At 54.3% G+C, this 22,895-nt stretch carries 20 protein-coding genes; 12 read left to right on the top strand and 8 right to left on the bottom strand.

Annotation, left to right across the window (positions count from 1 at the left end; genetic code table 11):
* Positions 1 to 51 precede the first annotated feature (51 nt).
* A complete protein-coding gene (gene ldtB / locus ACVV26_RS08030) occupies positions 52 to 972 on the top strand; it encodes a L,D-transpeptidase (protein ID WP_312981107.1) in 921 nt (306 codons plus the stop codon).
* A 54-nt stretch (positions 973 to 1,026) separates the two neighbouring features.
* On the opposite strand, the gene ACVV26_RS08025 is transcribed toward ldtB, so the two are convergent.
* Together ACVV26_RS08025 and mntR are read right to left on the bottom strand one after the other, a co-directional pair.
* Positions 1,027 to 2,139: an SLC13 family permease gene (locus ACVV26_RS08025; protein ID WP_474800874.1), complete on the bottom strand. Its 1,113-nt coding sequence runs from the start codon at positions 2,137 to 2,139 to the stop codon at positions 1,027 to 1,029.
* Complete coding sequence (mntR, locus tag ACVV26_RS08020; RefSeq protein WP_474800873.1) at positions 2,140 to 2,610, bottom strand: manganese-binding transcriptional regulator MntR; 471 nt, start codon at positions 2,608 to 2,610, stop codon at positions 2,140 to 2,142.
* A gap of 183 nt (positions 2,611 to 2,793) precedes the next feature.
* Between mntR and mntS the strand changes: the two genes are divergently transcribed.
* Complete coding sequence (gene mntS, locus ACVV26_RS08015; protein WP_474800872.1) at positions 2,794 to 2,916, top strand: manganase accumulation protein MntS; 123 nt, start codon at positions 2,794 to 2,796, stop codon at positions 2,914 to 2,916.
* Between the two features lie 314 nt (positions 2,917 to 3,230).
* Positions 3,231 to 4,817, top strand: coding sequence for a phosphoethanolamine transferase (locus ACVV26_RS08010; protein ID WP_474800871.1), 1,587 nt, complete (start codon positions 3,231 to 3,233; stop codon positions 4,815 to 4,817).
* A gap of 62 nt (positions 4,818 to 4,879) precedes the next feature.
* On the opposite strand, the gene ompX is transcribed toward ACVV26_RS08010, so the two are convergent.
* Complete coding sequence (gene ompX, locus ACVV26_RS08005; protein WP_125292432.1) at positions 4,880 to 5,389, bottom strand: outer membrane protein OmpX; 510 nt, start codon at positions 5,387 to 5,389, stop codon at positions 4,880 to 4,882.
* A gap of 352 nt (positions 5,390 to 5,741) precedes the next feature.
* Here ompX and rhtA point away from each other — a divergent pair, with 352 nt between their 5' ends.
* From rhtA to ybiO, 6 genes are all read left to right on the top strand, one after another.
* Entirely contained in the window at positions 5,742 to 6,629 is an 888-nt protein-coding gene (gene rhtA, locus ACVV26_RS08000; RefSeq protein ID WP_474800870.1) for a threonine/homoserine exporter RhtA, read from the top strand.
* 301 nt (positions 6,630 to 6,930) lie between these two features.
* Positions 6,931 to 7,434 (top strand): DNA starvation/stationary phase protection protein Dps, encoded by a 504-nt coding sequence (dps, locus tag ACVV26_RS07995; protein WP_125292434.1) that lies wholly within the window; start codon positions 6,931 to 6,933, stop codon positions 7,432 to 7,434.
* A gap of 364 nt (positions 7,435 to 7,798) precedes the next feature.
* A complete protein-coding gene (gene glnH, locus ACVV26_RS07990; protein ID WP_183170841.1) occupies positions 7,799 to 8,545 on the top strand; it encodes a glutamine ABC transporter substrate-binding protein GlnH in 747 nt (248 codons plus the stop codon).
* A gap of 99 nt (positions 8,546 to 8,644) precedes the next feature.
* Positions 8,645 to 9,304 (top strand): glutamine ABC transporter permease GlnP, encoded by a 660-nt coding sequence (gene glnP, locus ACVV26_RS07985; protein WP_312981091.1) that lies wholly within the window; start codon positions 8,645 to 8,647, stop codon positions 9,302 to 9,304.
* On the top strand, positions 9,301 to 10,023 hold the full coding sequence (gene glnQ, locus ACVV26_RS07980) for a glutamine ABC transporter ATP-binding protein GlnQ (protein WP_183170842.1): 723 nt from the start codon (positions 9,301 to 9,303) through the stop codon (positions 10,021 to 10,023). Before glnP ends, glnQ begins: the two co-directional genes overlap by 4 nt.
* Before the next feature lie 142 nt (positions 10,024 to 10,165).
* On the top strand, positions 10,166 to 12,406 hold the full coding sequence (ybiO, locus tag ACVV26_RS07975) for a mechanosensitive channel protein (RefSeq protein ID WP_474801783.1): 2,241 nt from the start codon (positions 10,166 to 10,168) through the stop codon (positions 12,404 to 12,406).
* Here ybiO and rlmF read toward each other — a convergent pair whose 3' ends face one another.
* On the bottom strand, positions 12,407 to 13,339 hold the full coding sequence (gene rlmF, locus ACVV26_RS07970; protein ID WP_474800869.1) for a 23S rRNA (adenine(1618)-N(6))-methyltransferase RlmF: 933 nt from the start codon (positions 13,337 to 13,339) through the stop codon (positions 12,407 to 12,409).
* 376 nt (positions 13,340 to 13,715) lie between these two features.
* On the opposite strand from rlmF, the gene mcbA reads away from it, so the two are divergent.
* Both mcbA and ybiJ read left to right on the top strand, forming a co-directional pair.
* Positions 13,716 to 13,976, top strand: coding sequence for a DUF1471 family periplasmic protein McbA (gene mcbA / locus ACVV26_RS07965; protein ID WP_125292439.1), 261 nt, complete (start codon positions 13,716 to 13,718; stop codon positions 13,974 to 13,976).
* Between the two features lie 403 nt (positions 13,977 to 14,379).
* Positions 14,380 to 14,640 carry a DUF1471 family protein YbiJ gene (ybiJ, locus tag ACVV26_RS07960; RefSeq protein WP_474800867.1) on the top strand — a complete coding sequence of 87 codons (261 nt, stop codon included), beginning with the start codon at positions 14,380 to 14,382 and terminating at the stop codon, positions 14,638 to 14,640.
* Positions 14,641 to 14,721: 81 nt separating this feature from the next.
* Here the strand turns inward: ybiJ and ACVV26_RS07955 are convergent, their stop codons facing one another.
* The gene (locus ACVV26_RS07955; protein WP_474800865.1) at positions 14,722 to 16,056 is read right to left on the bottom strand and encodes an NCS2 family permease; all 1,335 of its coding nucleotides are present in this window, start codon (positions 16,054 to 16,056) and stop codon (positions 14,722 to 14,724) included.
* 197 nt (positions 16,057 to 16,253) lie between these two features.
* Between ACVV26_RS07955 and adeD the strand changes: the two genes are divergently transcribed.
* Complete coding sequence (gene adeD, locus ACVV26_RS07950) at positions 16,254 to 18,020, top strand: adenine deaminase (RefSeq protein WP_474800864.1); 1,767 nt, start codon at positions 16,254 to 16,256, stop codon at positions 18,018 to 18,020.
* A gap of 32 nt (positions 18,021 to 18,052) precedes the next feature.
* Here adeD and ybiB read toward each other — a convergent pair whose 3' ends face one another.
* The 3 genes from ybiB to rhlE form a co-directional block, all read right to left on the bottom strand.
* Positions 18,053 to 19,021, bottom strand: a complete 969-nt coding sequence (gene ybiB / locus ACVV26_RS07945) for a DNA-binding protein YbiB (RefSeq protein WP_474800863.1) — start codon at positions 19,019 to 19,021, stop codon at positions 18,053 to 18,055.
* Positions 19,022 to 19,098: 77 nt separating this feature from the next.
* Complete coding sequence (gene dinG / locus ACVV26_RS07940; RefSeq protein ID WP_474800862.1) at positions 19,099 to 21,279, bottom strand: ATP-dependent DNA helicase DinG; 2,181 nt, start codon at positions 21,277 to 21,279, stop codon at positions 19,099 to 19,101.
* Between the two features lie 133 nt (positions 21,280 to 21,412).
* Positions 21,413 to 22,822 carry an ATP-dependent RNA helicase RhlE gene (rhlE, locus tag ACVV26_RS07935; protein ID WP_474800860.1) on the bottom strand — a complete coding sequence of 470 codons (1,410 nt, stop codon included), beginning with the start codon at positions 22,820 to 22,822 and terminating at the stop codon, positions 21,413 to 21,415.
* Between the last annotated feature and the right edge of the window lie 73 nt (positions 22,823 to 22,895).

Here is a 22,895-nt window from a genome sequence, read left to right as displayed (position 1 = left end):
CCCCGAAATCGTTAATCTACCGCCGAGACAGGCTCGACTACACTGCACAAGATGAACATGAAATTACGCACGCTTTTAGTAGCAGCTTTCGCTGTGATCGGTTTTTGCAAAACCGCCAATGCTGTGACCTACCCTTTGCCGACTGACGGCAGCCGTGTTGTCGGGCAAAACCAGGTCATCACGATCCCAGAAGGCAACACCGAGCCGCTGGAATATTTCGCCGCGCAGTACCAGATGGGTTTTTCCAATATGACGGAAGCCAACCCTGGCGTGGACCCTTACCTGCCTAAAGGCGGTACGATTTTAAATATCCCGCAGCAACTGATCCTGCCGGATACCCCGCATGAAGGGATTGTCATCAACAGCGCGGAAATGCGTCTGTATTACTACCCGAAAGGCTCCAATACCGTGATCGTTCTGCCGATCGGTATCGGCCAGTTGGGTAAAGACACCCCGATCAACTGGATCACCAAAGTAGAACGTAAGAAAGCGGGCCCGACCTGGACGCCAACCGCCAAGATGCATGCTGAATACGCTGCTGCGGGCGAGCCGCTTCCAGCAGTGGTTCCGGCTGGCCCGGATAACCCGATGGGCCTGTATGCGCTGTATATTGGCCGCCTGTACGCCATCCACGGCACCAATGCCGATTTCGGTATCGGCCTGCGCGTGAGCCACGGCTGTGTGCGTCTGCGTAACGACGACATCAAATTCCTGTTTGAGAACGTGCCGGTTGGGACTCGCGTCCAGTTTATCAACGAGCCGGTGAAAGCCACCGTTGAGCCGGACGGCAGCCGTTATATCGAGGTCCACAACCCGCTCTCCACCAGCGAAGCGCAGATTGAGAACAACGAAGTGGTGCCAATCACGTTGACCCAGGCGGTTCAGACGGTGACCACCCAGCCGGATTCCGACCAGAGCATCGTTGAACAAGCGCTGCAAAACCGTTCAGGTATGCCGGTACGTTTGAACTAATCGGTCTGGAACCAAAAAGAGCGGCTTATCAGCCGCTCTTTTTTTTGCCCCGCGTTAGCGCATCAGATTTAGTAATCCCCATCCCACCAGCATCCCCCACGCCAGCAGCGGCAATGACCAAATATGGAAGCGCCACCAGATACGGCGGTCACCCGACATCCGCAGTGCGATCAGGTTCGCCAGCGAGCCCGGCAGCAGGCCAAACCCGCCGATATTGACCGCCCAGGCCAGCAGCATCGACGGCGGCACATAGTTCAGCAGCAGAATGGTGGCGGGCACATTACTGATAAACTGTGACAGCCCGACACCGAGCAAAAATAGCCCACCGGAAGAGAATTGCGTTACCGCAGGCAGGTTTTCGCGCAGCGCCGGTAGCTGGATCAGCAGATGCACATCGATAAACATTACGACAAACACCAGTAGCAGGCTCCAGTCGATGTTTACCAGCACGTTGCGCGCCATGATCAAAAAGCCCACCGCCACCAGCAATAGCCCCCAGCGCTCGACGTGAAACTCCAGCGAAGCCAGAAACACCAGGTACAGTACCAGGCAACTCCACACCAGGCGCGGCTTCCATGCGTGCTGCTGCTCACGCGCCTGGTAATGCAGCGCCTTTGCCGGGAAAAAGAACCTGCACAGTACCAGCAGGCTAAACACCAGTACCGCGCCGAGCGGCAGCATCTGCCAGATAAACTCCGCAAAGGACATGCCTGAACGCCCCCACAGCAAAATATTTTGCGGGTTGCCAATCGGGGTTAACAGTGAACCGGCGTTGACGGCCAGCGCCTCGAAAATGATCAGCCGGGTGACCGGTATGCCACACAGCTTTTTCAGGGTGATGGTTAGCGGCACCACGATAAATAGCGCCACGTCATTGGTTAAAAAGGTAGAAAGCAACGCCGCGCCGAAGACCATAAACATGGCTAACTGGCGCTCGCTGGCAAAGCCTTTCACCATGCGTCGTCCCAGCACATCAAAATAACCGCTGAGCTCGACGCCCTTGGTCAGCATCATTAATCCGCTCAGGGTAATAATGGTGTGCCAGTCAATCGCCTCAGGCCAACGCGATGGGGCAAAGGGAACAAAAAAACTAACAATCAGGCCAATCAGTAATAAAAGGTGTAAGAACCGGTCGCGTAAAAAAGGACGGAAAAATTGCCGCAGCATTTAGTGTCCCTGACCGTGTTGTTCATTGAAGCGCTGGAATACCCCGAGGGTCTCTTCACTGACGTGATGTTCCATGCCTTCGGCATCACGCCGGGCGGTATCCGGGCTAACGCCGATATTCAGCAAAAATTGCTCGACAATGTGGTGCCGTTCGCGGCTCGCCTGGGCGAGTTTTTCCCCTTCCGGCGTTAAAAACACCCCACGCCACGGGATCTGCTCAATCAATCCGACCGTTGCCAGCCGCTTGAGCATTTTCGCCACCGTTGGCTGTGATACGCCTAACCGCGCCGCCATATCCACCTGGCGGGCCTCCCCCACTTCCCGGATAAGATCCGAGATTAATTCGACATAATCATCAATAAGTTCACGGCGGTGGGCTTCGCGAACCTGGCGAAACCCTTCAACATGCTCTTCGACATTGACCAATTGCGTCACTTTTTTACTGCTTTGCTTACCTGCGCGACGACTCATTGTGCTTCCTCGTTACTGTGGCGCGATACGGTTTTCTCGATCGTAACGCTCATTGTAAACCACAGCCTCGCCAGCACAAAAAATTAACGAATTAGCCATAGCTATAGAATATAGCCTATGCTATATCTGTATGTATTCGCATCAGTGATGGATTTACCGATGTCGGAATCGAGGAGGTAGCCCATGAACGAATTTAAGAGGTGCATATCCGTGTTTAGCCACTCCCCTTTCCAGGTTCGCTTGCTGCTGATTGATTTACTCTGTGATTATTTCAAGCGCCCTGAACCAAAATCTTCTGCCAAATAACGGCGTCAGGCTGTTATCTGGCAGCATCCCTTATGAGGGAACTGTCATCATTTTGTAAAAATTTTTGTCTAATTTATTGCCCCCTTTGTTGCCGTATCGGCTTTACTCCCTGTCGTTTAGTTATTTTGTAATCTGTCTCGCAAAACAAACCGTTACCGCCAGTTGATCTTCTTATGACAAGGCTCTATCTTCTTGCAGCCCTGCAATCAAAGCGGCTCGCAGATGCGGTCACGCCCTCTTCTATCCAGCTCTCAGGCAGGCTCTCATACCCTTAACGCCAGGGTTCACGCATGGCGTTTTGTTGAAGTTGCGATATGAATGTAACGCTGAAAAAATCCTTAACTGCCCGTGGATTCATGCCCGATCCGTGGATGGCTTTCTATTTCCTGCAATCCCTGCTGATTAATTACGCGCTGGGGTATCCGTTCAGCCTGCTGTATGCGGTGGCGTTTACCTGCATCTTATTACTGCTGTGGCGGGCAATGCCGGTTGGGCAAAAAGTCCTGATTGGCACCTGTTCGCTGGTGGCTGCAATGTATTATCCCTTCGGCCAGGCCTATGGCGCGCCGAATTTCAACACCCTGCTGGCGATGCACTCGACCAATATGGAAGAGTCCACCGAGATCCTAACCATCTTCCCGTGGTACAGCTACCTGGTGTCAGTATTTATTTTCGCGCTTGGGGTCATTGCGCTGCGCCGCAAACCGCTTGCCAAACCCACATCCTGGCGGCATTTCGACAGTTTGTGCCTGGCTATTAGCGTAGCGGCGGTGTTTGTTACCCCCTTGCAGAACCTCGCCTGGGGCGGCGTGTTCAAACTGAAAGACACCGGTTATCCGGTGTTTCGCTTCGTTAAAGACGTGGTCGTTAATAATCAGGAAGTGATCGATGAACAGCAGCGTATGGCGCAGCTGTCGCAAATTAAAGACTCCTGGAATGTGCTGGCGGTTAAGCCGAAGTACCACACCTACGTGGTGGTGATTGGCGAAAGCGTACGGCGCGACGCGGTAGGCGCTTTCGGCGGTCACTGGAATAACAGCCCGTTCGCCAGTTCAGTCAACGGCGCCCTGTTCACTGATTACATTGCTGCCAGCGGCTCTACCCAAAAATCGCTGGGGTTGACGTTAAACCGCGTGGTAGACGGCAAACCACAGTTCCAGGATAACTTTGTTACCCTGGCCAACCGCGCCGGCTTTCAGACCTGGTGGTTTTCCAACCAGGGACAAATCGGAGAATACGATACCGCCATCGCCAGCATCGCTAAACGCGCCGATGAAGTGCATTTCCTGAAAAACGGTGACTTCGAAGCGGATAAAAATACCCGTGATGAAGCGCTACTGAAGATGACAGCCCAGGTGCTGGAAACCGAGCGCACCCAGCCGCAACTGATTGTTCTGCATCTGATGGGCTCGCACCCGCAGGCCTGCGATCGGACCCAGGGGAAATACGCGGATTTCGTACAGTCGAAAGAAACGTCCTGCTATCTCTACACCGTGACGCAAACCGATGAGTTATTGAAGCAACTCTACGGCCAACTTCAGAACAGCGGCAAAAGTTTCTCGATGGTCTATTTCTCCGACCACGGTCTGGCGTTTAAAGAGCGCGGCAAAGAGGTGCAGTATCTGGCCCACGACGACCAGTTCCAACAGAATTTCCAGGTCCCGTTTATGGTGCTGTCCAGCGATGACAAAGCGCATCGGCGGATTAAAGCGCGCCGCAGCGCCAATGATTTCCTGGCGTTTTTCTCGCAGTGGACGGGAATAAAAACCAAAGAAATTTCCAGCCGTTACACGTTTATATCAGAACAGAAGGCCGGGCCGGTATTCATCACTAATTTCAAACTCAATAAAGTCGACTACGATCACTTAGGTACAGATGTGTTTGAGACGCGCACCCGCTGAGCATCTTTAGCAGGCAAAAAAAATCCGCCCATAGGGCGGATTTTTTATTATCACCGAAGTGATTAGAAGCGGTAACCCACGCCTGCGATCCAGGTGCCAACATCAACGTTACGGATGCGGCTCTGCTCGTAGGACACGTCCAGTGCAACGTTTTCCATCGGGTTGAACTGCATACCTGCACCGTAGGAGAAACCGTAGTCGCTGGTGTTGTTATCAGCGGTGGTGTAGTTACGATCCTGGTATTTACCGTAGCCAACACCTACAACGCCGTAGATGCTCGCCCAGTCGTTCAGACGGTAAGCCGGGCCTGCGGTGATGCCGTAGTACTGACCTTTACGGTAAGCATCGCTGTCTGAACGGTCTTTCTCGGTATAGGTGAAAGAACCGATGTAACCCAGCGGGGTGTCATTTTCGTAACGATATTTCAGGTTGAAACCGTTAGCTTTGTTCATTACGCCCTGATAATCGCTCTGAGCATAACCACCAGTCACGGTGCTGGTTGCGGCGCTAGCTGTACCAACGGAAACGGCCAGAACACAAGCCAGTGCTGAAAGACATGCAATTTTTTTCATAACCACCTCAAATGTGCTTCAAGTAAAACTAAAGTATTAAATATACCAAAATTTTATGGGAAACTCTTTGCGATTCGGGTTGTCTAAGCGCTCCGTCATGTAACAGAACATTTCCACCACCCGGTATCTCACTAATAAAACAATTAGTTAACGTAACCGCCTCATTATGGGCCCCAAAGAATCTGCCAGACATCCAGATAATTCTTAAAAGATTCTGTAGCTTTTCCCATCGATATCCCTACATTCTAGGGCTGAGTCCCTGGTTTTTTTTCAACAAACCCTCAACCATTACGCATCATTTACATTACACTGCCAGCTTTACTGAGAGCTGACACAAACTGACAGGTGCAGGATGCCAACGTTGTCCCGTAAGACCCCTATCTGGGTTCCGGTTGTAACCCTACTCATCGCCATGATTTCGATTCAGAGCGGCGCCTCTCTGGCTAAAACGCTTTTCCCGCTGGTGGGTGCACCGGGCGTTACGGCGCTGCGCCTGGCGCTGGGAACCCTCATTCTTATCATCATCTTTAAGCCATGGCGGCTGCGCTTTACGCCTGAACAACGCCTCCCGTTATTAATGTATGGCCTGGCGTTAGGCGGGATGAATTACCTGTTCTATTTGTCTATTCGCACCGTTCCGCTGGGGATTGCCGTCGCGCTGGAGTTCACGGGTCCGCTGGCGCTGGCGCTGTTTTCCTCGCGCCGCGCGGTGGATTTTATCTGGGTGATCCTGGCGGTGCTGGGAATGTGGTTTCTGCTGCCACTCGGCCAGGACGTTGCGCACGTCGATCCGCTGGGTGCAGCCTGTGCTTTAGGTGCCGGTGCCTGCTGGGCGTTATATATCGTTACCGGCCAGCGCGCCGGAGCAGACCACGGCCCGGCCACCGTCGCGCTGGGATCGCTAATCGCCGCCATTGTCTTTGTGCCGATTGGTGCCTGGCAGGCAGGCGAAGCGTTGTGGCACTGGTCATTGCTACCGCTGGGGATCGGGGTCGCAATTCTTTCGACCGCCCTTCCTTACTCGCTTGAAATGGTAGCGCTGACGCGTCTCCCTACGCGGACCTTCGGCACCTTAATGAGCATGGAACCCGCGCTGGCCGCATTTTCCGGGATGATTTTCCTCGGCGAAACCCTGAACGGTACCCAGCTACTGGCGCTGTGTTCAATCGTTATTGCCTCTATTGGTTCCACGCTTACCATCAAGCGTGAACCGCAGATAAAAAGTGTCGATATAAATTAATTGCTCCTCTTCCGCACCGTTAAATTAGGGTGCGGAATAATCTTAGTTTTTTTCAGGCAATATTGTCTTTACGGCTCTGATTGCGACTGAGAATAATTACCCGGCAGCAACATATTTATTTACGTCTTATATCCAAACTTTATAAAACCAACTAACCACATGATTTTAAAGAAATTTCCATCTTCAATGCGTCTCTCGCTATTTGTCTGATAGGTATATTCAAAACAGCAGACTCAAAACCCGGTGCTATACTTATTTCCGGTAATTCAATTGGGACATAACATCAAGAGGATATGAGATTATGAGTACCGCTAAATTGGTTAAAACGAAAACTTCTAATCTGCTATATACCCGCAACGATGTGGCAGATAGCGATAAGAAAGCAACTATTGAGTTGCTGAACCGCCAGTTAGTCCAGTTTATTGACCTGTCGCTAATCACCAAACAGGCTCACTGGAACATGCGCGGCGCAAACTTTATCGGCGTTCATGAAATGCTTGATGGCTTCCGCACAGCGCTGACCGATCACCTCGACACCATCGCAGAACGTGCCGTACAGCTGGGTGGCGTTGCCCTGGGGACTACCCAGGTTATCAACAGCAAAACGGCACTGAAAAGCTACCCGCTGGACATTCACAGCGTGCAGGACCACCTGAAAGAACTGGCCGATCGCTACGCGGTAGTGGCTAACGATGTGCGTAAAGCCATTGAAGAAGCCAAAGACGAAGACACCGCTGACATTTTTACCGCAGCATCGCGTGACCTGGATAAATTCCTGTGGTTTATTGAATCCAATATCGAATAAGCCAGACGTTTTTCTTATTCCGCCCCCTCTCTTACGAGGGGGCTTTTGCACCGTTTTAGCGCACCCTTCTCCCGGCATCCCCTGCCAAACGTTATTTTTTTGTAATAATCACCTCACACAATCGTTAATGAAAGATTGTTTTCTGGGCAAATTGACCGCTTAATAGAAGTTCTCAACGTTACTGCCTGCGACTGCACCTTTATGGAGCACCAAAATGGTGCAATGCGGGCGCATTGCCTTGTTTATTGTGCAAGGTGACTTTTTGAACTCCTTTCAAAACAGCAGGTTGTAATGTTGGCACGAATTTTTCATACTAAGGCTGTCTCGCTGGGGATCGTCCCGTGGATTTAAAAAAGGAAAAGCTATGAAGTCGATTTTGAAAGTGTCACTTGCTGCACTTACCCTGGCTTTCGCCGTCTCTTCTCAGGCTGCTGATAAAAAATTGGTCGTGGCGACCGATACCGCATTCGTTCCCTTTGAATTCAAGCAAGGCGATAAGTATGTGGGCTTTGACGTGGACCTGTGGGCTGCCGTTGCGAAAGAACTGAAGCTGGACTATGAACTGAAACCGATGGATTTCAGCGGCATTATCCCGGCTCTGCAAACCAAAAACGTCGACCTGGCGCTGGCGGGCATCACGATCACTGACGAGCGTAAAAAAGCGATCGATTTCTCTGACGGCTACTACAAAAGCGGCCTGCTGGTGATGGTGAAAGCCAACAACAACGACGTGAAAAGCGTGAAAGATCTGGACGGTAAAGTGGTGGCGGTGAAGAGCGGCACCGGTTCTGTTGATTACGCGAAAGCGAACATCAAAACCAAAGACCTGCGCCAGTTCCCGAACATCGACAACGCGTACATGGAACTCGGCACCAACCGCGCTGACGCGGTACTGCACGATACCCCGAACATTCTTTACTTCATCAAAACCGCAGGCAACGGCCAGTTCAAAGCGGTAGGTGACTCACTGGAAGCACAGCAGTACGGCATCGCGTTCCCGAAAGGCAGCGACGAACTGCGTGAGAAAGTGAACGGCGCGCTGAAAACCCTACGCGACAACGGCACCTATAACGAAATTTATAAAAAATGGTTCGGCACTGAACCAAAATAATAAAACGTAGACTTAATAACAGCGCCGATTCGTTGGTGCGACTCTGAGGGGCGACCATTCGCCCCTCTCATTTTGAACCACGGTACACAGGATATCATCATGCAGTTTGACTGGAGCGCCATCTGGCCCGCCATTCCCCTCCTGATTGAAGGCGCCAAAATGACCTTGTGGATTTCGATCCTCGGTCTGATTGGCGGCCTGATTATCGGCCTGGTTGCAGGCTTCGCCCGCACTTACGGTGGCTGGATCGCCAACCACATCGCCCTGGTGTTTATTGAAGTGATTCGCGGCACGCCCATTGTGGTGCAGGTGATGTTTATCTACTTCGCCCTGCCCATGGCATTTAGCGATCTGCGCATCGACCCGTTCAGCGCGGCGGTAGTGACCATCATGATTAACTCCGGCGCGTATATTGCGGAAATCACCCGTGGCGCGGTGCTGTCTATCCATAAAGGATTTAAGGAAGCAGGCCTGGCGCTCGGGCTGTCGCGTCGTGAAACCATTCGCCACGTGATTTTACCGCTGGCGCTGCGCCGTATGCTGCCGCCGCTGGGCAACCAGTGGATTATCAGCATCAAAGATACCTCGCTGTTTATTGTTATCGGCGTTGCCGAATTAACCCGCCAGGGCCAGGAAATCATCGCCGGTAACTTCCGCGCGCTGGAAATCTGGAGCGCCGTTGCGGTGTTCTATCTGATCATCACCCTGGTGTTGAGTTTCGTACTGCGTCGTCTTGAAAGAAGGATGAAAATCCTGTGATTGAATTTAAAAATGTTTCCAAGCACTTTGGCGCAACCCAGGTGCTGCACAATATCGATTTACACATTACCCAGGGTGAAGTGGTGGTGATTATCGGGCCGTCCGGCTCCGGTAAATCTACCCTGCTGCGCTGCATCAACAAACTGGAAGAGATCACCAGCGGCGATTTGATTGTCGACGGGCTGAAAGTTAACGACCCGAAAGTCGATGAACGCCTGATCCGCCAGGAGGCGGGCATGGTGTTCCAGCAGTTTTATCTGTTCCCGCATCTGACCGCCCTTGAGAACGTGATGTTCGGCCCGCTGCGAGTGCGCGGTGCGTCGAAAGCGGAAGCAGAGAAACTGGCCCAGTCGCTGCTGGCGAAAGTGGGTCTTGCGGAGCGTGCGCACCACTACCCTTCCGAGCTGTCTGGCGGCCAGCAGCAGCGCGTGGCGATTGCCCGTGCGCTGGCGGTAAAACCGAAAATGATGCTGTTTGATGAGCCGACCTCGGCACTCGACCCGGAACTGCGCCACGAAGTATTAAAAGTGATGCAGGATCTGGCAGAAGAAGGCATGACGATGGTGATCGTGACCCACGAAATCGGCTTTGCTGAAAAAGTGGCCTCACGTCTGATCTTTATCGATAAAGGCCGGATCGCTGAAGACGGCAATCCGCAGACGCTGATCGAGAACCCGCCCAGCCAACGTCTGCAGGAATTTTTGCAGCACGTCTCCTGATACTAACCCCCTCAAGCGAGGGGGTTTTTTATTGCCCCGGATTAATCCCCATTTCCAGCCAGGCCCGCCCCGGACACTATACTTAGGTTTTTTGTGTCACTTTCTCAATCCGGAGGAGCCTGTGTCGCGAATTTTTTTGCTGATGCTGATGCTGGTGTGCGCCCCATTACAGGCCGTTTCGCTACCCGCCGCAGCGGTGGGTGCGGCAGCAACCACCGAAACCAAAACCGATACGCCTGCTCCTGAACCCGATCTGGCTGAAAAGAAAGCCGCCTACGGCGCGCTGGCCGATGTGCTGGATAACGAGCAGTCACGCACCGAACTTATCGATCAGTTGCGCCAGGTAGCCGCTACGCCGCCGCCAGACCCCGTTCCCACGCTCACACCACCGCCGATTGAGGAAGAAGAAAAAACGGTTCTGGAAAACGTCACCGATATCACTCGCCATTACGGCGGTGAACTGGCGTCGCGTTTCGCCCAGTTGCATCGCAATATCACCGGCTCGCCGCACAAAGCCTTTAACCAGCAAACCTTTATCAATGCGTTTACTCACTTTATCGGCCTGGCGATGGCGGTGTTCGCGTTTTACTGGCTGGTACGGATGACCGTCAGTCCGCTGTACCGCAAAATGGGCGACTGGGGACGGCGCAGAAATCGTGACCGCAGCAGCTGGTTCCATTTACCGTTGATGATTATCGGCGCGTTTATTATCGACCTGGCGCTGCTGTCGCTAACCCTGTTCGTCGGGCAAATCCTTAGCGATGTGATGAACGCCGGGAACCGCACTATCGCGCGTCAGCAGGGTTTATTCCTCAACGCCTTTGCGTTAATCGAATTCTTTAAGGCCATCCTGAGACTGATTTTCTGCCCGCGCTTTCCCCAACTGCGCCCGTTTAATATCAATGATGAAAGCGCCCGCTACTGGAATTTGCGCCTGAGCGCACTGAGCAGCCTGATCGGCTATGGCCTGCTGGTGGCGGTGCCGATTATCTCGAACCAGATCAATGTGCAGGCGGGCGCGCTGGCTAACGTGGCGATCATGCTGACCATCACGGTTTGGGCGCTGATGCTGATCTTTAAAAATAAACGCCTTATTCAGGATGATTTGATTCATCTGGCGGATCGTTCGCTGGCGTTTTTTAGTCTGTTTATCCGCGCCTTTGCGCTGGTCTGGCACTGGATCGCCAGCGCCTACTTTATTGTGCTGATGTTCTTTTCGCTGTTCGATCCGGGCAACAGCCTGAAGTTTATGATGGGCGCCACGCTGAAAAGCCTGGCGATTATCAGCGTGGCGGCATTTATCTCCGGCATGCTGTCGCGTTGGATCGCTAAACGCATCACTCTGTCGCCAGAGGTGCAGCGCAACTACCCGGAACTGCAAAAACGCATTAACGGCTGGCTGTCAGCGTCATTAAAACTGGCGCGTATTCTGACGGTCGTCGTGGCGATGCTATTGCTGCTCAACGCCTGGGAGCTGTTTGATATGTGGCGGTGGCTCACCCAGGGGCCCGGCGAGAAAACCGTCGATATCCTGATCCGCATCCTGCTGATCCTGTTCTTCTCCGCCGTGGGCTGGACCATTCTGGCAAGCCTTATCGAAAACCGGCTGTCGTCGGATATTCATGGCCGCCCGATGCCCAGCGCCCGTACCCGCACCTTGTTGACCCTGTTTCGTAACGCCCTGGCGGTGGTGATCAGCACTATCACCATTATGATTGTGCTGTCGGAAATCGGCGTGAATATCGCGCCGCTGCTGGCGGGCGCGGGCGCGCTGGGGCTGGCGGTGTCGTTCGGTTCGCAAACGCTGGTGAAGGATATTATTACCGGGATCTTTATCCAGTTTGAGAACGGCATGAATACCGGCGATTTGGTCACGATCGGGCCGATTACCGGCACCGTGGAGCGGATGTCGATTCGCTCCGTCGGGGTGCGCCAGGATACCGGGGCCTACCATATTATCCCGTGGTCATCGATTACCACCTTCGCTAACTTTGTGCGCGGTATTGGCTCGTTTGTCGCCAACTATGATGTCGATCGTGGCGAGGACGCTGAAAAGGCCAACCGGGCACTGCGCGATGCGGTGGAAGAGGTGCTGGAAAACGATGATATTCGCCCGCTGGTGATTGGTCAGCCGTCGTTTGCCGGGATCGTCGGCCTGACCAATACCGCGTTTACTATCCGCGTGACCTTCACCACCCAGCCGCTGAAGCAGTGGACGGTGCGGTTTGCGCTCGACAGCATGGTGAAAAAACACTTTGATAAAGCCGGGATACGCCCGCCAGTGCAGACGGTACAGGTGATGCAGCCAGGGCCCGATGCGGCGGCGATTAACAGTGATGCGGCGGCAGGCAGCGCCTTGCCGCCTGCTAACCCTACGGTTTAATTAGCGCGAAATAGACGACGCCCGGCGGGAACGTTGGGCGTCATTCTGGAAAGTCCAGGCGATAAAACGGCTCTGTTTTTGCCCCTGCGCCATTTCCACCTTCACCACTTTTTCAACGCCCACCTGTTGCAGTACGCGATACAGCCCCGGCAGATTGTCCCCTTTCGAGACCAGGGTGGTGAACCACATCACCTGGCGGGCAAAGGCTTTGCTTTCCTGGATAAGCGTTGTGATAAACGCCACTTCCCCGCCTTCGCACCATAACTCCTGCTGCTGACCGCCGAAATTCAGTTGCGGGTTGTCATTAAGCCCCAGATTGCGGCGTTTACGCTCACTGCTGGCCGCCGCGGTCGCCTGGGAATCATGGAACGGCGGGTTACACATCGTGGCATCGTAAAACTCATTTTTATGGATGATGCCGTTAAGGATCGCCCCCGGCGTTTTCTGGCGGCGCAGGCGAATGGCTTTATTCACCCCAGGATTGGCGAGAATAATCGCATTCGCGCTTTTTAACGCCTCGTCATTCACTTCGCTGCCGGTGAATCGCCAGCCGTATTCATGATGACCAATCAGCGGATAAATGCAGTTTGCACCAACCCCGATGTCGAGCACTGTGGCATCGCGCGGCACCACGCCGTTGTTGCTTTGCGCCAGCAAATCCGCCAGATGATGCACATAATCCGCACGCCCCGGCACGGGCGGGCAGAGAAAGCCGTCAGGGATGTCCCAGTTTTTGACCTGGTAATGATGGGCCAGCAGCGCCCGGTTAAGCGCTTTGACCGCTAGCGGATCGGCAAAATCTATCGTCGGCTCCCCGGCGGGCGAACGGCGCACAAACGCCGTCAGCGCAGGGCTGGCCTGTTGCAGAGCGGTAAAGTCATAACGGTTTTGGTGGCGGTTGCGCGGGTGCAGGCCGGGTTTGGTCGTCATCATGTTTCTCCCTGGTGGGCGCGTACAATACCCGCTCGCTGGCGCAGGGTAAATATCGCCGCACTATTTTCCCGCTCCGGGTGGCAAAAAAGTGCCGTATAGGCGCATAACCGCCGCGTCAACGTTCAGAAAATGCAAAGTTCGCGAAAGAAAATTGCACACTGACGGTGCGTTTCACCGAGCACGCGGGAAACACGAAAAAAAGACACTTAAAATCATGGCGTTAAGTTTCATCGTAGTGTCATGCTTCGTCAAGATATGTTGTTCAAAAAATAAGCACAAGACCGTCAATTTTTTGCGTTGTATCACATAATTAGCCTCCTACACTTAAAAAGCTGAATCATTAAATCAGCGCTGTGACACCTCAGAGGATGTAATTATGAAAAAATTGCTCGCGTTATCTACCGCCCTTGCCCTTTCTTCTTTCGCCTTTGTGACGCACGCTGCGCCTGTCATGCTGGACAGTAGCTCAAATCAACTCCGCCCGGCCGGTACCGTTTCGGCAAGCGGCGCGCGTGACCTCAGCGATCTGGAAGATAAACTGGCTGAGAAAGCCCGTGAAGAGGGAGCGAAAGGGTACATCGTTAATTCCGCCAGCGGTGATAACACCATGTTTGGCACCGCCACGATTTACAAATAACTTTCCCGCAGCCCGCTACGTCGCTTGCCTTAGCGTCTCCGTGAATGCAGTTAGCTCTGAAATCACCCGCACCTGTCGATTTCAGAGCAATGTCCCTTCCGCCTAAGCCCGACGACGTAGCGGGCTTTTTTTATACAGCCAGGCAAGCGATTGCTATTCAGCGCACCAATATTTGAAAAGATGTTGGCAATTAATGCCCTCTTGCGTGCCGATGACGAACCGCGAAGATAAAAAGAGCAATCTCCAGATAATATATCAGATAAATCAATACATTATCAGATGTTCAAATTTTTAGAACGACGCCGTCAATTTGTTTAGATTTTCTCTCTCGTAAAAAACCGTGATACTTATCACATCGACGGAACAACGTCACATTTACAGAATAACTTACGAGGAATATCTAATGAAAACCACTAAATATGCTGCTGCCGCTTTGATTATTTCTACTTTATCTTTCGGTGCTTTCGCTGCGCAATCCATCAACCCAGCTGATACCAGCGGTTTAAACAAAATCGGCGTGGTTTCCGCTGATGGCGCAATGACCCTGGATGGCCTGGAAGCGAAACTGGCTGCTAAAGCAGAAGCTGCAGGCGCCACCAGCTACGCAATTACCTCTGCGAACACCAACAACAAAATCAGCGGTACTGCGGTTATCTACAAATAATTCAGGCTTCTGACTTATTACCCTCAATCTTTGACTCTGCTGTTACCCTTGTTTGCCCGTCCGGCCCTGGACGGGCTTTTTTTAATCAATAAACGCGATTTTCAGGGCAAACAACAGCGCGACCACCACCACGCATAAGTTCAGCTCCCGCCAGCGTCCGGTGAACACCTTCATCACGCAATAGCTCATAAACCCCAATGCGATCCCTTCGGTAATTGAAAAACTGAACGGCATCATCACGGTCGTGATAAAAGTCGGCACCGATTCGGTATAGTCATTCCAGTCAACGCGCGCCAGGCTGGCGGTCATTAGTACGCCAACAAAGATCAGCGCACCGGCGGTGGCGTAGCCCGGCACCATTTCCGCCAGCGGCGAAAAGAACATCACCAGTAAAAACAGCGCGCCGACCACCACGGCAGTTAACCCGGTTCTGCCTCCCACCGCTACACCTGAGGTGCTTTCAATATAGGCAGTCACTGATGAGGTACCGATAAACGCCCCGGCGACCGAGCTTAAGCTATCAACGTACAGCGCTTTATTCATGTTCGGGAATTTGCCTTCGCTGTCGATTAAACCGGCTTTATCCGTTACGCCAATTAACGTTCCCGAGGAATCAAATAAGTTAATCAACATGAATGAGAAAATAATTCCCGCCAGATCGAGAGATAACGCGCCGGATAAATCTACCTGCCCCATCACGCTCATCACGCTGGGCGGCACGGAATAAATACCACTGAAATGGACGTCGCCAAAAAATAGCCCGCACAGTGAAGTAATGACGATTGAGACCAGCACCGCCGCATGAAAATTACGTGACGACAGGACTGCAATAATAAAAAACCCGGCAATGCCTAATAACACGCCGTGGGAGCTGAGATCGCCAATCGCTACCAGGGTATCTTTATTCGCGACGATTACCCCCGCGTTTTTCAACCCCATCATGGCGATAAACAGCCCTATTCCGCTGGTGATCCCGATACGTAAACTGATGGGAATATTGGCAATCATCCAGTAGCGGACCCGGAACAGCGTTAATAAAAACAGCCCGACCGCTCCCCAAAAAATCGCCCCCATCCCTACCTGCCAGCTTACGCCGATTGCGCCCACCACCACAAAAGCGAAGAAAGCGTTAAGCCCCATCGCCGGAGCCAGCGCCACCGGAAGGTTAGCAATTAACCCCATCGCAATGCTGCCAACGCCGGCAATCAGGCAGGTGGTGACGAACACCACTTTAGTGTCCATCTGGGCCGCGCCCAAAATTTGCGGGTTAACAAACACGATATAGACCATCGTCAGAAAGGTGGTAAATCCTGCAATGATTTCGGTACGCGCCGTGGTGCCATGCTGGTTAAATTTAAAATAACCAGCCAGCCCACCGGATTCGGCGTGTTTAATTTCATCCAGCGTATTATTCATTTTTTATATCCCAAAAGAGATGTTGGATTAGCGTTTATTATTTGCAGCGCTGCGCTTATTTGTAATCCATTCACCTCTGTTTATTCAGTGATATTAATCACAACCTGATTGCTGTTCTCTCGCTAAACTAAAATTAACCGGCCAATTAAAAATGATCATTACCGTATCATTTTAATAAAATCAAAATGAGAAAATAAATGAACGCAAATTTAATTTCTGGATTTCATGCAATTACCCGTGAAGCGTTGCAGGAAGTATTAGCCGTGGCGCGGGGTGAACTTGCAGCGGATTATATTATTGATAATGTCGCCGTTCTCGATTTAATCAACGGTGGCACTCTGCCAGGGCCGATAGCGATCAAAGGCAAAACCATCGCCGGTATTGGGCCCGACTATCGGGATGCGCCAGCCCTGCGGCGCATCGATGCACAAGACGCCGTGGCGGTGCCCGGCTTTATCGACGCCCATTTGCATATTGAATCAAGCATGATGACGCCCGTCACGTTCGAATCCGCCACCCTGCCGCGCGGGCTTACCACGCTGGTGTGCGATCCCCATGAAATCGTCAACGTAATGGGGGAAGCCGGTTTCGAATGGTTTGTACGCTGCGCGGAAAAGGCCCAGCAAAACCAGTACATCCAGGTGAGCTCCTGTGTCCCGGCGCTGGCGGGCAGCGATATTAACGGCGCGGAATTCCCGCTCGGTGAAATGGAAAAATGGCGCGACCATCCGCTGATTACCGGGCTGGGTGAAATGATGGATTATCCGGGCGTAATCCAGGGGAACGACGCCATCCTCGCTAAACTGGACGCCTTTCGCCCTCTCACTCTGGACGGCCACTGCCCCGGCGTATCGGGCAAAGCGCTTAACGCCTATGTCGCCGCAGGCATCGAAAACTGCCATGAAAGCCACACCCTGGCGGAGGGCCGCGAGAAACTGGCCGCCGGTATGGGGTTAATGATCCGCGAAGGGTCCGCCGCCCGCAATCTTAACGCCCTTGCACCATTAATTTCAGCGTTCAATAGCCCACAGTGCATGTTGTGCACCGACGATCGCAACCCGTGGGAAATCGCCCACGAGGGCCATATTGACGCGCTGATCCGTCGGTTAATCAATCAGCACAACGTGCCGCTGCATGTGGCGTACCGTGTGGCATCCTGGTCGCCCGCGCGTCATTTTGGTTTTAAGCATCTGGGCCTGATCGCCCCCGGCAAGCAGGCGGATATTGTGTTGCTCAGCGATGCCCGTCAGGTCAACGTGCAAAGCGTATTTGTGAAAGGTAAACCGGTTTGCGGGCAGCTATTGCAGGCAAATGAAGCAGCGCGATTAAACCGTTCCGCGCCGCCGCTGGGCAATACGGTACAACGGGCAACGGTTACGCCTACAGAACTCACACTCAGGCTTACGCCTGGCGCGCGTTACCGGGCCATTGAAGCCATTCCCAATGAGCTAATTACCCATGCACGGGAGTATCAGTGGTCAGAAAGCGCCTTTGATCGGGATGATATCTGCTATATCGCCGTGCTGGAGCGTTACGGTCACCAAACCCCTGCCGCGCTGGGCCTGCTGATGGGCTTTGGCTTACGCGACGGCGCGCTGGCCTCGACGGTCAGTCACGACAGCCATAATCTGGTGGTGATTGGCCGTAACCCGTTTGATATGGCTTGCGCAGTGAATCAGGTCATTCACGACGGCGGCGGGCTGTGCGTGGCGCAGCACGGAGCGGTCGTCAGCCATCTCCCGTTACCCATCGCCGGATTGATGAGTACCAACACGGCGGATGAGCTGGCGCAGCAAATCGATCGCTTAAAAGCCGCCTGTCGGAATTGCGGCGTGATGCTCGACGAGCCGTTTATTCAGATGGGATTTTTGTCGCTGCCGGTGATCCCGGCGCTGAAGCTCACCAGCCAGGGGCTGTTTGACGGCGAGAATTTCTGTTTTACCACGCTGGCGGTAGATAAGTAAAAAGCCCGTCATAATGACGGGCTGGACGCAGATTAATAGCTTTGCGCGACGCGCACCAGCGCGTCATCGAGAGTCTGCGCTTCGCCGGTCGCCACCAGGCAGCAGGCGAGCTGGCGTTTAATTGCCGCCGGAACCGGTTCGCTCCCCGCGATGCAGCGCTCAATCCAGCGCGCGGTGGTTTCTGGATCTTTCGCCGCCGGGAGCGTAATCGGCTCCTCTCCCTGTACGCTCTGGCGTTCAGTCAGTATCTGCACGCCCTGGCCATCAATCAGGTTGATTTGCGGGCAGCCCTGCGGGTTGGCATACACTTCCCCTTCGGTGCCGTGCATCAACAGGCCGCGCCCGCCGATATCGCTGAAAAATTTCGCCACTCGGGTGATGTACTCAGGATGCGACACGCTCGACAGGCGCAGCGCTACATCCTCGGCAAACGGCGTCGCCAGTTTCGCCAGCGTATGGGCGCTGTTACGCACCCCCATCCGCCAGCGCATATTTAGCTGGTTTTCCAGCGGCGGGCACAGGGCGCTTACCGGAATAAACACCGGCTGATGGCCTTCAAGTTTGGCCTGCGCCTGCCCGGCATGGAGCGTCGGCTCAATGCCCATCAGCTCAAAAATAGTTTGTGTCAGAACCCGCGTCGGATCTTCGCTCACGCCATGCACCACCACCGGGAAACCGAGTTTATTCAGCAAAACGGCCAAAAGCGGCGTCAGGTTGGCCTGTTTGCGCGCGCCGTTGTAGCTGGGGATGACTATCGGCATCGGTTTAGCAACCGGCCGCGTCAACTGGATGGTCTGCTGCTGCATCGCTTCATAAAAGCCGAGCATTTCCGCCTCGCCTTCGCCTTTAATACGCAGCGCGATCAGGATGCCGCCCATTTCCAGATTAGGTACTTCGCCGTTCAGCATCGCGGTATACAGCTCGCGGGCCGTCTCGCGATCCAGATCCCGGGCGTGGTTTTTGCCCCGTCCCACTTCTTTAATAATTTTGCGGTAGTCCACGACAGTTCTCCTCGCGATGGGTTGAGGACACCAAATCACTATTAGTGCCTGATTTCTTATCGTTATACCAGAGAAAGCTATTTACCGGCGCGTCGCCGCCGACTGTACGCCCCGCCTTTGGTCCGCCGCGCTTTGTCCGCTGCGGGTTTCAGGGGCTTCACCTCTGGCACCTCAGGCCGTTCAATCGGGAATACCGGTAGCGCACCCAGCAGCCGTTTGCCGTAATTTTTGGTCAGCAGCCGCTTATCGTAAATGATCACTTCGCCCCGGCACTCGTGGCTACGGATCAGGCGCCCTACCTGTTGGATCAGGTTAAACGACGCACTCGGCAGACTCTGTACTTCAAACGGATAGCGGTTCAGGCTTTTCAGCCACTCCCCTTCGGTGATCACCACCGGGCTGTCGATGGGCGGGAAGGCAATTTTATGAATATGCACCTGGGTCAGCAGATCGCCTTTTAAATCCAGGCCTTCCGCGAAGGATTGCAGGCCAATCAGCACACTGCGCTCGCCGTTTTCCACCCGCTGGCGGTGCAGTTGGATCAGCCGGGAACGCGGTTTATCGCCCTGTACCAGCAGTAACAGCCGCAGGTCGGCAACATGGTCGAGAAAACGCAGCATGGCGCGCCCGCTGGCAAACAGCACCAGCATACCGAGATGCTTTTTGCTCTCGACTTCCTGACGGAAAAACGCCGCCATCTCTGCCAGATGCTGCTCCTCATTATCGATAAGCGGTTCATAGTGCATCTGGGGGATGATAATTTTGCCCTGCTCGACGTGATTAAACGGCGAGTCCAGCGCCACAAAGCGATCCCCCGCTTTGTCTTTCAGGCCGCTCATCTCCTGGAGGCGCGAGAAGCTGTTCAGGGAACGCAGGGTGGCGGAGGTCACCACAATATGCGGCACGCTGCGCCACAGCAGTTTCTCAAGTTGATCGCTGACCCGTATTCCCACGCAGTGGAAGAACAGATGCAGCTGGCCTTCACGCACCTCGCGGGTCGCCCATTTGGTGACTGGCGCGCCGGAGGCCTGCGCCATTGCCGACAGCCGCCACAGTTTGCTCTGGCTCTCAAACATGCCCAGCGCGCGGTTCATTTGCAACAGCACCCGATGCAGGCGCACCACGTCGTGGCTGGCAGTTTTCTCGCTGAGATCGTTTAAAAACAGCTCCGCCAGGCCGCGCAGTTGCTCGGTGAGCTTCGCCAGCCGCTGGCAAATCTCCATAATCTCCGTTGGCAGCTCGCCCATCGCGAAGCGGTGCTCCGCCGCCTGGGACGGCGGCAGATAAAGATTGAGGATGTTATTCAGCGAAGCGATATGCTCATAAAGCTCTTCGCAATGGGCGTTCAGCCGCTCCGACGTCGCCAGCGGCGGCGTGGTTTTCGGGCGGAACTGTTCCAGACAGGTGGCGATTAACTTACAGAACAGGTCAAGCTGTAGCCGATACCAGGGCGCGGTGATTTCCGCGCTCATCTCCAGCGCATCGCGCGCCACATCCGGCAAGTGATGGCCTTCATCCAGCACCAGCAGTAGGTTCTTTGGTTCCGGCAATACCGATTCGCTCTCCAGCGCCGCCATCACCAGCGCGTGGTTAGCCACCACCACTTCCGCTTCTTGGATCTCCCGGCGCGCCACAAAAAACGGGCATTCGCGGTAGTAATGGCAGTTGCGGTTCAGGCAGCTGGCTTTATCGGTGCTTAACCGCCGCCATAGGTCGTCTTCAATCGCCTTGTGGCTGTGATCGCGCAGGCCATCCCATTTATAGCTGTCGAGTTCGGTTTTCAGCGTAGCGCAGAACTTCTGCTCTTCCTGGCTGTTGGGGGTGAGCTCATCATCCAGAAACGCCAGCAAATCCTGCTGGGAAGGCTCGGTGCTGGCCAGCGCGCTGAGGTTGCGCGGGCAGACGTAGCGTCCACGGCCAAAGGCGGCGGTAAAGCGCAGGTCGGGAATAATTTTTTTCAGCAGCGGCAAATCCTTGCTGAAGATCTGGTCCTGTAGCGCGACGTTGGCGGTACTCACCACCAGCGTTTTTTGTTCATCGCGGGCAATGGCGATACCGGGGATCAGGTACGACAGGGTTTTCCCCACGCCGGTGGGCGCTTCAATCGCCAGATGCCGCCCTTCATCCCCCGCCAGGGTTTTGGCGACTTCCGCAATCATCTGCCGCTGCGGGGCACGGGGAATAAAGTCGGGGATTTGCAGTTGCAACGCCTTGTACCACGCTGCGATTTGCGTTTTTTGCGCGCTGGATAACGCCATAGCAGAACCATAAATACTGTATAAACAGCCACTATTGTGACATTTTCATCCCGCTGCCGCAAAGCAAAAGCCCGCCGTTACGCGAGACGCCGCGCAGAAATAACAAGGGAGCCACGTGGGCTCCCATTTGATGTTACTGCGCGCTGGCCGGTTTTCTCGGGCGCGGACGGCGCGGACGGTCGCCTGCCGGTTTTGCCGCATCGCCGAGACGGCGCGACGGTTTTTCGCCTTTTGCCGCATCGCCACCGGTACGGCGATCGCCTTTCGGCGCGCCGCCTTCGCTACGGCGCTGGCCCTGTGGCTGGCCACGACCAGAAGACTGGCCGCCGCGCGGCGCCTGCCCACGGCCACGACCGCCGCCACGGCTGTCGCGACCGTTCTGGATCGGCTCTGCCGGGATGCTTGGGTCCGGCTCAAAGCCCGGGATCGCCATACGTGGCACTTCGCGTTTCAGCAAACGCTCAATGTCGCGCAGCAGTTTATGTTCGTCGACGCACACCAGCGATAGCGCCTGACCGGTCGCAGCGGCGCGGCCAGTTCGGCCAATACGGTGCACATAATCTTCCGGCACGTTCGGCAGCTCGTAGTTCACTACGTGCGGCAGTTCTTCAATATCCAGGCCGCGCGCAGCGATATCGGTCGCCACCAGCACGCGGAGATCGCCGGATTTAAAATCAGCTAACGCACGGGTACGCGCGCCCTGGCTCTTGTTGCCGTGAATGGCGGCGCTGCGGATGCCGTCTTTATTCAACTGCTCCGCCAGATGGTTGGCACCGTGCTTGGTACGGGTAAATACCAGCACCTGCTGCCAGTTTTCTTTGCCGATCATCTGTGACAGCAGCTCACGCTTGCGTTTTTTATCCACAAAGTGAACGTACTGGGTGATCTGCTCGGACGCGGTGTTGCGGCGCGCCACTTCCACTTCCGCCGGGTTATGCAGCAGTTTTTCCGCCAGTGATTTAATGTCGTCAGAGAAGGTCGCAGAGAAAAGCAGGTTCTGGCGGCGCGGCGGCAGCTTCGCCAGCACGCGGCGGATATCATGGATAAAGCCCATGTCGAGCATCCGGTCCGCTTCGTCCAGCACCAGAATCTCTACTTTGTCGAGCTTAACGGCGTTCTGGTGTTCCAGATCGAGCAGACGGCCAGGGGTGGCGATCAGCACATCCACGCCGCCGCGCAGTTTCATCATCTGCGGGTTGATGCTCACGCCGCCGAATACCACCAGCGAACGGATATTCAGATATTGACTGTACTCGCGGACGTTCTCGCCCACCTGGGCCGCCAGTTCGCGGGTCGGGGTTAAAATCAACGCGCGCACCGGACGGTTGCCCTTGGCCTGATGCGTTTTATCAGTCAGTAACTGTAACAGCGGCAGGGTAAAACCGGCGGTTTTGCCGGTGCCGGTTTGTGCGCTGGCCATCAGGTCGCGCCCCTGCAATACCACAGGGATAGCCTGGCGTTGAATCGGGGTAGGTTCGGTGTAACCCTGTTCGGTCACGGCACGTAAAATATCAGGGTTCAAACCAAGCGAATCAAAAGACATAACAACTCCAGACTCGCCCCGACCCGATAAGGTGTAGTTTCAGGGGGAGTTATCACTAATCAGAGACAAAACC

The organism is Atlantibacter sp. MEI4A-1023 (assembly GCF_056155425.1).
Note: the sequence above shows the minus strand (reverse complement) of the source record. Positions and strands in the feature narration are given on the sequence as shown.

Coding starts and splice junctions, on each gene's coding strand:
- rhlE (WP_474800860.1), bottom strand. CDS start 22,822: ATGTCTTTTGATTCGCTTGGTTTGAACCCTGATATTTTACGTGCCGTG.
- glnP (WP_312981091.1), top strand. CDS start 8,645: ATGCAGTTTGACTGGAGCGCCATCTGGCCCGCCATTCCCCTCCTGATT.
- ACVV26_RS08010 (WP_474800871.1), top strand. CDS start 3,231: ATGAATGTAACGCTGAAAAAATCCTTAACTGCCCGTGGATTCATGCCC.
- rlmF (WP_474800869.1), bottom strand. CDS start 13,339: ATGATGACGACCAAACCCGGCCTGCACCCGCGCAACCGCCACCAAAAC.
- adeD (WP_474800864.1), top strand. CDS start 16,254: ATGAACGCAAATTTAATTTCTGGATTTCATGCAATTACCCGTGAAGCG.
- mntS (WP_474800872.1), top strand. CDS start 2,794: ATGAACGAATTTAAGAGGTGCATATCCGTGTTTAGCCACTCCCCTTTC.
- mcbA (WP_125292439.1), top strand. CDS start 13,716: ATGAAAAAATTGCTCGCGTTATCTACCGCCCTTGCCCTTTCTTCTTTC.
- rhtA (WP_474800870.1), top strand. CDS start 5,742: ATGCCAACGTTGTCCCGTAAGACCCCTATCTGGGTTCCGGTTGTAACC.
- glnH (WP_183170841.1), top strand. CDS start 7,799: ATGAAGTCGATTTTGAAAGTGTCACTTGCTGCACTTACCCTGGCTTTC.
- ldtB (WP_312981107.1), top strand. CDS start 52: ATGAACATGAAATTACGCACGCTTTTAGTAGCAGCTTTCGCTGTGATC.
- ybiJ (WP_474800867.1), top strand. CDS start 14,380: ATGAAAACCACTAAATATGCTGCTGCCGCTTTGATTATTTCTACTTTA.
- dps (WP_125292434.1), top strand. CDS start 6,931: ATGAGTACCGCTAAATTGGTTAAAACGAAAACTTCTAATCTGCTATAT.
- ompX (WP_125292432.1), bottom strand. CDS start 5,389: ATGAAAAAAATTGCATGTCTTTCAGCACTGGCTTGTGTTCTGGCCGTT.
- ybiO (WP_474801783.1), top strand. CDS start 10,166: ATGCTGATGCTGGTGTGCGCCCCATTACAGGCCGTTTCGCTACCCGCC.
- ACVV26_RS07955 (WP_474800865.1), bottom strand. CDS start 16,056: ATGAATAATACGCTGGATGAAATTAAACACGCCGAATCCGGTGGGCTG.
- mntR (WP_474800873.1), bottom strand. CDS start 2,610: ATGAGTCGTCGCGCAGGTAAGCAAAGCAGTAAAAAAGTGACGCAATTG.
- ACVV26_RS08025 (WP_474800874.1), bottom strand. CDS start 2,139: ATGCTGCGGCAATTTTTCCGTCCTTTTTTACGCGACCGGTTCTTACAC.
- dinG (WP_474800862.1), bottom strand. CDS start 21,279: ATGGCGTTATCCAGCGCGCAAAAAACGCAAATCGCAGCGTGGTACAAG.